At 63.8% G+C, this 12,080-nt stretch carries 12 protein-coding genes; 4 read left to right on the top strand and 8 right to left on the bottom strand.

Annotated elements, in window-relative coordinates:
- Positions 1-10: 10 nt before the first annotated feature.
- From JT360_RS22180 to rsmA, 3 genes are read left to right on the top strand one after another with little or no spacing between them, the layout of a single operon-like run.
- A complete protein-coding gene (locus JT360_RS22180) occupies positions 11-943 on the top strand; it encodes a peptidylprolyl isomerase (RefSeq protein WP_214474071.1) in 933 nt (310 codons plus the stop codon).
- Positions 944-956: 13 nt separating this feature from the next.
- Entirely contained in the window at positions 957-1,973 is a 1,017-nt protein-coding gene (gene pdxA, locus JT360_RS22175) for a 4-hydroxythreonine-4-phosphate dehydrogenase PdxA (protein ID WP_214474069.1), read from the top strand.
- 25 nt (positions 1,974-1,998) lie between these two features.
- Complete coding sequence (gene rsmA / locus JT360_RS22170) at positions 1,999-2,838, top strand: 16S rRNA (adenine(1518)-N(6)/adenine(1519)-N(6))-dimethyltransferase RsmA (protein ID WP_214474067.1); 840 nt, start codon at positions 1,999-2,001, stop codon at positions 2,836-2,838.
- Between the two features lie 137 nt (positions 2,839-2,975).
- Here rsmA and gmk read toward each other — a convergent pair whose 3' ends face one another.
- The 8 genes from gmk to fabD form a co-directional block, all read right to left on the bottom strand.
- Positions 2,976-3,632, bottom strand: coding sequence for a guanylate kinase (gmk, locus tag JT360_RS22165; RefSeq protein ID WP_214474120.1), 657 nt, complete (start codon positions 3,630-3,632; stop codon positions 2,976-2,978).
- A 21-nt stretch (positions 3,633-3,653) separates the two neighbouring features.
- The gene (locus JT360_RS22160; protein ID WP_214474065.1) at positions 3,654-4,544 is read right to left on the bottom strand and encodes a YicC/YloC family endoribonuclease; all 891 of its coding nucleotides are present in this window, start codon (positions 4,542-4,544) and stop codon (positions 3,654-3,656) included.
- Between the two features lie 158 nt (positions 4,545-4,702).
- Positions 4,703-5,977, bottom strand: a complete 1,275-nt coding sequence (mltG, locus tag JT360_RS22155) for an endolytic transglycosylase MltG (RefSeq protein WP_214474064.1) — start codon at positions 5,975-5,977, stop codon at positions 4,703-4,705.
- A 102-nt stretch (positions 5,978-6,079) separates the two neighbouring features.
- The gene (gene fabF / locus JT360_RS22150; RefSeq protein WP_214474057.1) at positions 6,080-7,342 is read right to left on the bottom strand and encodes a beta-ketoacyl-ACP synthase II; all 1,263 of its coding nucleotides are present in this window, start codon (positions 7,340-7,342) and stop codon (positions 6,080-6,082) included.
- A 34-nt stretch (positions 7,343-7,376) separates the two neighbouring features.
- Complete coding sequence (locus JT360_RS22145; protein ID WP_127851501.1) at positions 7,377-7,613, bottom strand: acyl carrier protein; 237 nt, start codon at positions 7,611-7,613, stop codon at positions 7,377-7,379.
- A 211-nt stretch (positions 7,614-7,824) separates the two neighbouring features.
- Positions 7,825-8,562, bottom strand: coding sequence for a 3-oxoacyl-[acyl-carrier-protein] reductase (gene fabG / locus JT360_RS22140; RefSeq protein ID WP_214474051.1), 738 nt, complete (start codon positions 8,560-8,562; stop codon positions 7,825-7,827).
- A gap of 40 nt (positions 8,563-8,602) precedes the next feature.
- Complete coding sequence (gene relB / locus JT360_RS22135; RefSeq protein ID WP_214474046.1) at positions 8,603-8,827, bottom strand: type II toxin-antitoxin system RelB family antitoxin; 225 nt, start codon at positions 8,825-8,827, stop codon at positions 8,603-8,605.
- 60 nt (positions 8,828-8,887) lie between these two features.
- A complete protein-coding gene (fabD, locus tag JT360_RS22130) occupies positions 8,888-9,829 on the bottom strand; it encodes an ACP S-malonyltransferase (RefSeq protein WP_214474044.1) in 942 nt (313 codons plus the stop codon).
- 246 nt (positions 9,830-10,075) lie between these two features.
- On the opposite strand from fabD, the gene JT360_RS22125 reads away from it, so the two are divergent.
- Complete coding sequence (locus JT360_RS22125; RefSeq protein WP_214474043.1) at positions 10,076-12,037, top strand: LTA synthase family protein; 1,962 nt, start codon at positions 10,076-10,078, stop codon at positions 12,035-12,037.
- Positions 12,038-12,080: the final 43 nt, after the last annotated feature.

Here is a 12,080-nt window from a genome sequence, read left to right as displayed (position 1 = left end):
TAGAATTGGGATGCTTACGATGAGGAAATACCTCTTTTCAGCAGGGTTCGCGCTGCTTGTGGCGGCGACTTCCGTGTCGATGGCCATCATGACGCCGCCGGCTTTCGCCAGTGAGATCAAATATGTCGTCAACGACATGCCAATCACCACTGGTGACATCGCGCACCGCGCCGCCTTCCTGAAACTGCAGCACAAGAAGGGCGATGCCGGCCAGGAAATGATCGACCAGACGCTGCGCGTCGCCGAGGCCAGACGGCTTGGCATCCGTATCAGCGACGCCCAGGTCGAGGCGGCCTATCAGCGCTTTGCCAGCAACAACAAGATGCAGCTCGGCCAGCTTGACGGCGTGATGGAGAAATCCGGTGTCGGCAAGGATCACTTCAAGGAGTTCATCCGCGCCCAGATGGCCTGGAACCAGGCCTTGAGCGCACGTTACCGTTCCGGCGAAGGCGGCAGCGTGACCGAACAGGATGCGGTCAGGCGCATGCTTGACAAGGGCGGAGCAAAACCAAGCGCCACCGAGTACATGCTGCAGCAAGTCATCTTCGTTGTGCCCGCCTCCGAACGCAGCGCGACGCTAGCCAAGCGCAAGCGCGAGGCCGACGCCATGCGCGCCCGCTTCAACGGCTGCACCACGACGCGCGAGTTCGCCAAGGGCCTGATCGACGTCACCGTTCGCGATCTGGGCCGGGTGCTGGCGCCGCAATTGCCGCCGGACTGGGCCGAGCAGATCAAGGCGACCAAGGTCGGCGGCGCCACCGTCACGCGCGAGACCGAGCGCGGCGTCGAGTTCATCGGCATCTGCTCATCGCGCGAAGTGTCCGACGACAAGACTGCCCAGATGGTGTTCCAGAGCGAAGGCTCCAACGACAAGGCCGCCGACGACCTCAGCAAGAAATATGTCGACGAGCTGAAGGCGAAAGCCCGCGTCGTCAAGCGCTGACGTGAGCAGCGCCATGACCGCGCTGGCGCTGAGCGTCGGCGATCCTTCGGGCATCGGCCCCGAAATCGCCATCGCCGCCTTCCTGGCGCGCGAGGCAGTCGGCTTGCCCGCCTTCTATCTTTTGGCCGATCCGGCACTGATCGCCTCGCGGGCAAGCCAGGTGGGCGTGTCGGTGCCAATGGTCGAGACGACGCCCGCGCAAGCGGCGCAGGTTTTCGCCCATACTCTGCCGATCGTTCCGCTGGCGGCGCGGTTCATCGACAGTCCCGGCCGGCCCGACCCGGCCAATGCGGCCGGTACCATCGAGGCCATCGACCGCGCTGTCGCCGCCTGCCTTACCGGCGACGCCGCTGCCGTGGTCACCTGCCCGATCGCCAAGAAGCCGCTCTATGATGCCGGATTCCGCTTTCCCGGCCACACCGAATATTTGGCGCACCTGGCAGCCCTGCATAGTGGCGTGGAGGTGATGCCGGTGATGATGCTGGCAGGCCCCGACCTGCGCACCGTTCCCGTTACCATCCACATCGCGCTGGCCGACGTGCCGAAGGTACTGACCACCGAATTGATCGTCGCGACCGCACGGATCACCGCGGCCGACCTCGTCGGCCGCTTCGGCATCGCAAGGCCAAGGCTCGCCATTGCCGGCCTCAATCCGCATGCTGGCGAAGGCGGTTCCATGGGCTTGGAGGATGAGCGCATCGTGCGCCCCGCAGTCGACATCCTGCGCGCCGACGGCATCGATGCCTTCGGCCCGCTGCCGGCCGACACGTTGTTCCATCCCCGGGCGCGGGCAGGCTACGACGCGGCACTTTGCATGTATCACGACCAGGCACTAATCCCGGCCAAGGCGCTTGCCTTCGACGAGGCGGTCAACGTCACGCTCGGCCTGCCCTTCATCCGCACCTCGCCCGACCACGGCACCGCCTTCGACATTGCCGGCAAGGGCATTGCGCGGCCCGACAGCCTGATTGCGGCCCTGAAGCTCGCCAGAAGGCTCGCCGACATCGACAAAAAGGCCGCGGCCTTATGAGCGCTCGCGTATCGGGTCCGAACGCATGAGCATCGACGGGCTGCCGCCGCTACGCGACGTCATCGAGCGCCATGGGCTGCAAGCGAAGAAAGCGCTCGGCCAGAATTTTCTGCTCGATCTCAATTTGACCGGCAAGATCGCTCGCAGCGCAGGCGATCTGACAAACGCCACGGTGATCGAGGTCGGGCCCGGGCCCGGAGGGCTGACAAGGGCGCTGCTTTCCAACGGTGCGCGCCGGGTCGTCGCCATCGAGCGCGACGAGCGCTGCCTGGCAGCACTGGCCGAAGTCTCCGCTCATTATCCCGGCCGGCTGGAGGTGGTTTCCGGCGACGCGCTGAAGACCGATTTCGCTGCCCTCGGCTCGGCGGCCGCCGGGGACAGTGGTCCGGTGCGGATCGTGGCCAACCTGCCCTACAACATCGGCACGGAACTGCTGGTGCGATGGCTGACGGTCGTGGACTGGCCGCCCTTCTACGCCTCGATGACGTTGATGTTCCAGCGCGAGGTGGCCCAGCGCATCGTCGCCGCGCCCGGCAGCGACGCCTATGGCAGGCTTGGCGTGCTGGCCGGCTGGCGCACGCGGGCCAGGATCGCCTTCGATGTGCCGCCCCAGGCCTTCACACCGGCGCCCAAGGTCACGTCTTCGGTGGTGCATCTGGAGCCGCGCGCCACACCCCTGGCGGCCGATGTGAAGAAACTCGGCCGCGTCACCGAAGCCGCCTTCGGCCAACGCCGGAAGATGCTGCGGCAGAGCGTGAAAAGCCTCGGCGGGGAGGCATTGCTCGAACGCGCCGGCATCGATCCGACCCGACGCGCCGAAACGCTCAGCGTGGAGGAATTCGTGCGGCTGACCAATGCGGTTTAGCTTTCTTCTCCCCGTTTACGGGGAGAAGATGCCGGCAGGCAGATGAGGGGCAGCACGAACCAACGAAGGAATGGCGCCGCCCCTCATCCGGCCCTACGGGCCACCTTCTCCCCGTGAACGGGGAGAAGGAAGAGACATCACTCGATCTTCTCGTCCAACAACCCCGAGACGAAGTCGAACAGGCCCGGCCGGCGGTCCCGCCGCAATCTTTCGGCGACAACGATGCCGCGCACCTCGGCGAAGGCGCGGTCAAGATCGTCGTTGACGATGACGAAATCATATTCCTTCCAGTGCTCGATCTCGTTGCGGGCGTTCTTCAGCCGCGTCTCGATCACCGCTTCCTGGTCCTCGGCGCGGCGCTTCAGCCGTGCCTTCAATTCCTTCATCGACGGCGGCAGGATGAAGATCGAGACGATATCGGCGCGCATCTTCTCCTTGAGCTGCTGGGCGCCTTGCCAGTCGATGTCGAACAGCATGTCGCGGCCTTGCGCCAGCGCCAGTTCGGCTGGTTCGCGCGGTGTCGCATAGCAATTGCCGTGCACCTCCGCCCACTCGAGCAGCGCATCGGAATCGCGCAGCCGTTCGAACTCGCGCATCGTGCGGAAATGGTAGTGAACACCTTCGATCTCGCTGCCGCGGCGCGGCCTGGTGGTGACCGAGACCGACAGTTCGAGGCTGGAGTCGCTTTCCAGAAGGTTGCGCGCGATCGTCGACTTGCCGGCACCGGATGGCGACGACAGGACGAGCATCAGCCCCCGGCGGCGAATGCGGGACCCCAAATCCCTGGGAACCATCGGTTCCTTGGCAACCATCGGCTACTCCAGATTCTGGACCTGTTCACGAAACTGGTCGACCACGGCCTTCAGTTCCAGCCCGATCGCGGTGACGGCCGCGGCGTTCGACTTCGAGCACAGCGTATTCGATTCTCGGTTAAATTCCTGTGCCAGAAAATCGAGCTTGCGGCCGACGGCTCCGCCGCCCTCAAGCAGGGCCCGCCCGGACGCGACATGCGTTTTCAGCCGGTCGATCTCTTCGCGGATATCAGCCTTGGTCGCAAGGAACGCCGCCTCCATATGCAGCCGGCTCGCATCCAGATTGGCGGACGCGTCCATCAGCAGCCTGACCTGCTCGACGATGCGTTCACGGATCGCCGCCGTCTCGCGTGAGGGATCCGCCTCGGCGCGCAGCGTCAGCGCCTCGATGACATCGATGTGGCCAGACAGCAGCAAAGCCAGTGCCGCCCCCTCGCCCTGCCGTGCCTGCTCCAGCCCTTCCAGCGCGAAGTCGAGCGCAGCCATGATGGCGATGTCGAGCACGGCGCGCGCCTCTTCGGTTTCGACGGTCTCGGGAATGTCGAGCACACCACGCAGCGACAGCAACCCGTCAGCCGTCGCGGGGGCAACGCCGAATTGCTCCTGCAGCCGCTTGGCCAGGCCGGCGAGGTCCTTCAGGAACGCCTCGTTGACGACGGGTTGTGCCTGCGCGCCGGCGGCGCGGCCGATGGTCAGCGTCGCCTGGAAATTGCCGCGGGCAAAACGCTTCTGCAGCGTTTGCCTGACCGCCGGCTCCAGCCGCTCGAAACCTTGCGGCAGCCGTAGCCGCACCTCGACGCTCTTGCCGTTGACGGACTTGACCTCCCAGGCGATCGAGGTGCCGTCATGCTCGGCGACGGCGCGTGCAAATCCGGTCATGCTCTGCAAATTCATGTCGCCTGCACACCCCTGGCGCATTACCCCGAAGCCAGTTTTCCGGACAGGGGCAAGTGCTGCTTAAAATGACCACGCCGCGGGTACGTCGAAATCGGACGTATGGCGTTCTTTTCAAATGTCAGGCTATCGCCTTCCGGGCAACGTCTTTCTTTGCCTCACTGGGCATCGCCCGCATCGCCGCCGGCGTCGCCACTGTCGCCACCGGTGCTGTCGCTGTTGCCATTGTCGGCAGGCTTGTCGGCAGCAGGCGTGTCGGCATTGCCGCCGGTACCAGCGGCAGCGGCGGCCTTGGCGGCGTCGTCGGCCTGCTTCTTCTGCAACGCACGATAACGGGCGACATTCTCGTTATGCTCGTCCAGCGTCGCGGCAAAGACGTGCCCCCCTGTACCGTCGGCGACGAAATACAGATCGTCGGTCTTCGATGGATTGGCCACGGCCTCAAGCGCTGCACGGCCCGGATTGGCGATCGGCGTCGGCGGCAGGCCGCCGATCACATAGGTGTTGTAAGGCGTCTGCTTCTGGATGTCCGACTGGAAGATCGGGCGGTCCGCGGGCTTTCCCTTGCCGCCGAACAGACCATAGATGATGGTCGGATCGGATTGCAGGCGCATGCCCTTGGCCAGCCGGTTCAGGAAGACGGCGGCGACGCGCGAACGCTCGTCACCCCTGCCGGTTTCCTTCTCGACGATCGAAGCCAGGGTGACGAAGTCCTCGATGTTGGCCAGGGGCAGGTCCGGCGCGCGCCGCTGCCATACCTCGTCGACCAGCTTCTTCTGATCGGCCAGCAGCTTGTCGATCATCTGCTGGCGCGTCGCGCCGCGCGTGAAGCGCAGCGTGTCGGTTGCAAGGCTGCCCTCGGGGGGCGTCTTGGCCGGCATGTCGCCGCTCAAGGCGGGTTCGTCGGCGATACGCTGCAGGGCCTGCTCGACGGTCAGCCCTTCCGGGATCGTCAGCGAGTACATCACCGACTTGCCGCTCTTCAAAAGCTCCATGATATCGCGCATGGAGGCGCGGGGCTTGATCTCGTATTCGCCGGCCTTGAGCGCGGAATCGTTGCCGAAGGCACGCACGCCAAGGCGGAAGACACGAGCATCGCTGATCAGTCCGCGGCGCTCAAGCTGGTCGGCGATGTCCTGGACGCCGGTGTTCGGCTTGACCAGGAAGGTGTCGCCATTGGCCGAGGGACCGGGTTCAGTGAATTCCTGCTTGCCGAAATAGAGCGCCACGCCCGCCGCCAGAACTATCAGCATCACCGAGGAGATGACGAAGTTCATGAACACGACGACCTGGCTGCGCGAAGCGCGCGAGCGCTTCGGCGGCGGCGTTCCGGCTTCCGGCCGCAAGGCCTCGCTGGCTGTCTTCGGCACAATGGGTCCGGTGCTCGCCGGCCGTTGCCCGAATTCTCCGTTGCCCGACGGATCTGTGTTCATTTCGCCCTGCCGTTTGATCTCTCAACGAATCCCCTGCGGCAGAGTAGGGGCGAATATGGCAAAATTGACGACGTGCCGAAGCATCGCCCGGCAACCGGGCGATCAGCCATTGTAGCGCTGGAACACAAGCGAAGCGTTGGTGCCGCCGAAGCCGAAGGAATTGGACAGCGCCACGTCGATTTGACGGGAGCGAGGCTTGTTCGGCACCAGGTCGATCGCGGTTTCGCGCTCCGGGTTGTCGAGGTTGATGGTCGCCGGCGCGACATTGTCTCTGATGGCGAGGATCGAAAAGATCGCTTCGGCGGCACCCGCCGCCCCTAGCAAGTGTCCTATCGACGACTTGGTCGACGACATCGAAATCTTCGACGCGGCATTGCCGACAAGCCTCTCGACGGCGCCGAGTTCGATCGTGTCGGCCATGGTCGAGGTGCCGTGAGCGTTGATGTAGTCGACATCGGCGGGTGTAAGCTTGGCCCTGTTCAATGCCGCCGTCATGCAACGGAAAGCTCCGTCGCCGTCCTCCGCGGGGGCGGTTATGTGATAGGCATCGCCGGTGAGACCATAGCCGGTCACCTCAGCGTAGATTTTCGCACCGCGCGCCTTGGCGTGCTCGAGTTCTTCCAGCACCACAACGCCGGCCCCCTCGCCCATGACGAAGCCGTCGCGGTCGCGGTCATAGGGTCGCGATGCCGTTTGCGGCGCGTCATTGCGCTCGGTCGACAGCGCCCGGCAAGCGGCGAAGCCGGCGATCGACAGTCTTGTCACCGGTGCCTCGGCGCCACCGGCGACCATGACGTCGGCATCGCCCCACATGATCAGCCGGGCCGCGTCGCCAATGGCGTGCGCGCCGGTCGAACAGGCCGTGACGACGGCATGGTTCGGACCTTTCAGCCCGTGCCGGATCGAAACCTGGCCAGAGACGAGATTGATGATCTGGCCGGGGATGAAGAAGGGGCTGATGCGGCGTGGGCCGCGCTCCTTGAGGATCATCGCGTTCTCGGCGATGCCTTCGATGCCGCCAATGCCGGAACCGATCAGAACGCCGGTGGCGCATTGTTCTTCGTGGGTCTTGGGTTCCCAGCCGGAATCCTTCAGCGCTTCGTCGGCGGCTGCAATCCCGTATAGGATGAAGTCGCCGATCTTGCGCAATTCCTTCGGCTCGAGCACGGCCTCGGGATTGAAGGTGGCATTGCTGCCGTCACCACGTGGAACGACGTGTGCGATCTTGCAGGCAAGATCCTCCACCTCGAACTCGGTGATGCGCTTGGCGGCGCTGCGGCCGGTCAGAAGTTCCTTCCAGCTGTGCTCGAAGCCCATGCCGAACGGCGACAACAATCCAAGGCCCGTGACGACGACACGCCTCATCGCAGGTCCTCCCCGGTGATGACTGCTGAAAGCGTCAGGCCGAAGCCTTATCGATGTACTTCACCGCATCGCCGACGGTCAGGATGGTCTCGGCCGCGTCGTCGGGAATCTCGACGCCGAACTCTTCTTCGAACGCCATGACGAGTTCGACCGTGTCGAGGCTGTCAGCGCCCAGATCATCGATGAAGCTCGCCTGCTCCGTCACTTTTTCGGCATCGACCCCAAGGTGCTCGATGACGATCTTCTTGACGCGCTCTGCGGTATCACTCATTTGGGGCATCCTCGTCTTTTGTTTGTCTGTCTTCGTTAGCGGGCAGAATGCCGCTAATCAAGCTGAAAGATGGTCCTGCCGGAAACGCACGGCCACGGACCGGTTTTTGCCCGAACCGCCGGGTTGCGGGCCGCATTACACGAAAAATGGCTGAGGTCCAAGGCGAAATGCTCTCTTTTCACAGGCCGGGCGCAACGCGGCCCGACCCCGTTCAGATCATCGCCATGCCGCCATTTACATGAATGGTCTGGCCGGTGACGTAGGCTGCCTCGTTGGAGGCAAGATAGGCTACCGCGGACGCAACTTCGGCGCTGGTGCCCATGCGGCGCGTTGGGATCGCCGCCATGATCGCTTCCTTCTGCTTGTCGTTGAGCTTGTCGGTCATGGCCGATTCGATGAAGCCCGGGGCGACGCAGTTGACGGTGATGTTGCGGGTGGCGATCTCCTGCGCCAGCGATTTGGAGAAGCCGATCATGCCGGCCTTGGAGGCGCAGTAATTGGTCTGACCGGGATTGCCGGTCACGCCAACCACCGAGGTGATGTTAATGATGCGGCCATGGCGGCGGCGCATCATCGGATGGGTCAGTTCCCGGGTCAGCCTGAACACGGCGGTCAGGTTGACCTCCATCACTGTATCCCAGTCGGCGTCCGACATGCGCACGAACAGGCCGTCCTTGGTGATGCCGGCATTGTTGACCAGGATATCGACGCCTTCGAGCTCGGCCTCCGCCTTCTGGCCGAGCGCCTTGACCTCGTCGCGGTTCGATAGATTGGCCGGAAACAATTTTACCCGATCGCCGAGTTCGCCCGCCAAGGTCTCCAGCTTCTCGATGCGGGTGCCGTGCAGGCCGACAATAGCGCCCTGTGCATGCAGCACGCGGGCGATCGCCTCGCCGATGCCTCCCGATGCGCCGGTGACGAGCGCCTTGCGGCCGGTCAGTTCGAACATGTCTTTTCCTTCTCTCAAGTCGGACAGCCGTCACATTTGGCTATCTGTAGACGTCGCTGTTCCAGAAGTCCTCGGCTTTCAAAATACCTTCTTCGCCGCTTCTGATCCGCACCAGCACCTCGGCGGCAAGATGGCAATCTTCTACGTCCTCAAGGCTCCGCTCAATGAATTCGCGGAGATAGTGAGCCTTACTGCGACCGGTTTTGGCCGGAAGCGAATCCAGCCGTCGCTCGACTTCATAAGAAAGACGGATCGATGTTGGCATGGCGCACCTCGTTACGATGCATGTATGTGGCCACGCGTCGGTGAATTCAAGTTGCGCAAGTCAAGCAAGTGCCGCTAATGCCGCCTCGACTTCGGCCGAAGAGCCCACGGCCGCGGTGGCGATGTCGCGGTTGATGCGCCGCGCCAATCCTGAAAGCACCTTGCCGGCGCCAATCTCGTAAAGCGTGGTGATGCCGTTCGCGCCGAACCACTCCACGGTCTCGCGCCAGCGCACACGGGCAACCACCTGCTCGACCAGGCGCCGCGCGATCTCGTCCGGATCGCTGGTTGGAGTGACGGTGACATTGGAGACGATGGGAACCACCGGTGCGGCCTTCGCAACACCAGCCAGCGCCTCGCGCATGATCTCGGCAGCCGGCGTCATCAGCGCGGAGTGGAACGGCGCCGAGACCTGCAGCATCAGCGCCCGCTTGGCGCCTTTTTCGGTGCAAAGTTTCGCCGCCAGTTCGACCGCCGCCCTGGCTCCCGAAATCACCAACTGGCCGCCGCCATTGTCGTTGGCTACCTGGCAGACCGATCCTTTCGCCGCTTCAGCACACGCAGCTTCGACATCCGCCTGGTCCAGCCCGATGATCGCGGCCATGGCGCCCTCGCCGGCCGGCACCGCCGCCTGCATGGCGTTGCCGCGGATGCGCAGCAGCCGCGCGGCATCGGCGACGGAAACGAAACCGGCGGCGGCAAGAGCTGAATATTCGCCCAGCGAATGGCCGGCGACATACGCGACCTTGTCCTTCAGCGAGAAACCGCGCGCTTCCAGCGACCTGATCGCAGCCAGCGACACCGCCATCAGCGCCGGCTGCGCGTTGGCCGTCAGCGTCAACGTCTCTTCCGGACCTTCCCAGATCAGCTTCGACAGATTTTCGCCGAGCGCGTCGTCGACTTCCTGGAAGATCCTGCGCGCCTCGGGAAAGCCTTCGGCGAGATCCTTGCCCATGCCGACAGCCTGGCTGCCTTGTCCCGGAAAGGTGAATGCAACGGCCATGCGAGGGCTCCCGAAGACTTGTTGTGCTTGCCTGAGAATACGAATTTTCCCTGCCTGTGGCGCAAGGCAGCCCGCCAAGTCAAGCCCAGTTCAAGCCGGCACGAGGTCCGCACGGTGCGCCGAGCACCTGTTCCGAAAGGGCTTTTACTTGATCACACCTGATGAAAACCGCTCACGAATCGTTCGCTGGCTCTTCTTATTTCCGCTACAGGCGCTAGCTTTGCGCGACAATTGTATGACAATCGAGTGACGTGGGTTGTCGCTGGGTGGGAAATCAAAGTGGCAAAGAGTTTGAAACGCGGCGGCAAGGCTGCGCCGCAATTCCTGGAAGACGATCCGTCCACCGGCTATCTGCCGGGGCGGAGATGGCCGGTTATCCGTTACGGGCTGATCAGCCTGGTGATCTCGGCTATCCTGGTGTTCGCCGTCGAACTTATCGTGCGCGGCGATTTCGCCGGCACCGTTTCCTTCTTCCTGCAGCCGTTCAAGCCGGGCTGGACCACGATCGTCGTATTCGCGCTGCTCCTGATCGGTCTCGACGCCGTGCTCGGCCGGAGCCATCAGAGCCTGATGATCGTCGCGCCCTTGACCCTGTCGCTGGCTTTTGTCGGCCACCAGAAATCGCACTATCTCGGCGATCCGCTCTATCCGACGGATTTCCTCTACGCCCGCCAGATCTTCGCGTTGCTGCCGCTGCTGGTGCGGGAACGTCCGATGACCGCGCTGGCCATGGTCGTTGGCATCGTCGCCGGCCTGTCGCTGCTCGTCTATGGCTGGCGGCTGTGGCGCCGCAGGGTCCCCGCCCTCAGCCGCAAGGGCCGCCTTGCCCGGCTGACGCTGGCGGTTCCGCTGCTCGCTTTCTTTGTCTCGATCATGGATTACGCGACCTTCTCGTGGACCAGGGACCGGCTGCAGATCATCCCGATCATGTGGGATCAAAAGGAAAACTACGCCTCCAACGGCTTCGCGCTCGCCTTCGCGCTCAACGTGCCGATGGCGCATGTCTCGGCACCACCCGGCTATTCCGACAAGGCGATCGCGGCTATCGGGAAGCCTGAGGTGACCGCCTCGGTGCCCAATGAAAAGCCCGACATCATTGTCGTGATGAGCGAATCCTTCTGGGATCCAACCAAGCTGCCCGGCGTCGCCATCACGCCGGATCCTATTCCCACCGTGCGGGCATTGCGTTCCGGTTCGATGTTCTCGCCTGAATTCGGCGGCATGACCGCCAACATCGAATTCGAGGCGCTGACCGGTTTTTCCAACGCCTTCCTGCCCGCCGGCAGCATCCCCTACCAGCAATATGTGCGCACGCCGACGCCTTCGATGGCAACCTTCCTGAAGAGCGAGGGCTACCAGGCGCGCGCCATCCATCCCGGCACCAACTGGTTCTGGAACCGGGGCGCGGTCTACGCCGATTTCGGATTCAACGATTTCAAGTCGGAGGAGACGCTGCCGGCCATGGAAAAGCGCGGACCGCTGGCATCGGACGCGGCGATGACGGACGAAATCATCCGCGAGGCCGACGCCAGCGACGACCCGGTGTTCTTCTTCGCCGTCAGCCTGCAGAACCATGGCCCCTATGAACCGAACCGCTATTACAACCCGACCCACTCGGTGCAGGCGCCGATCAGCCAATGGGCACACGACTCTTTGCTGAGCTACGCAGAGGGTTCAGCCGACGCGGACCGCGGCCTTGAGCGCCTGATCGAATGGGCCAAGAAGCGCGAGCGCCCGACGATTATCGCCTTCTTCGGTGACCATCTGCCGCCGCTGGGTCCGGTCTATGTCGAGACCGGCTTCCTGAAGGACAACGTCGCGCCACGCAAGGAGCCGACGCCGGAAGCGGCACTGGAGCATCACGAGACGCCGCTGATCATCTGGTCGAACCGCTCCGGTCCGGTCAAGAACGTCGGCACGGTCAGCCCGGCATTCCTGCCCTATCATATCCTCACCGCCGCGGGCATCACCCATCCCTATTACACGGGCTTCCTGGGCGAGATGCGGGAGCGATATCGCGTCGTCGACCGCAACCTGCTGCTGACCCCGGCTGGCGAGGCCACGCCCGATTGGTCGCGTCAGAAGGAGATCGATCCGGCGATCCGCGACTTCCGGCTCATTCAGTACGACATGATGTTCGGCAAGCGCCATGCTGCGCCCGACTTCTTCCCCGAGACGGTCACCAGGGTTGTCGCCCATACGAGTTGACGGATGCGGCTTCCTTCAGATGTAGGTCGATCCCTGCGAGATC

It is taken from the genome of Mesorhizobium sp. dw_380 (assembly GCF_018588885.1).
Lineage (GTDB): Bacteria > Pseudomonadota > Alphaproteobacteria > Rhizobiales > Rhizobiaceae > Mesorhizobium.
The sequence above is the reverse complement of the archived record's forward strand: the minus strand, read 5'-3'. Positions and strand labels throughout refer to the sequence as shown.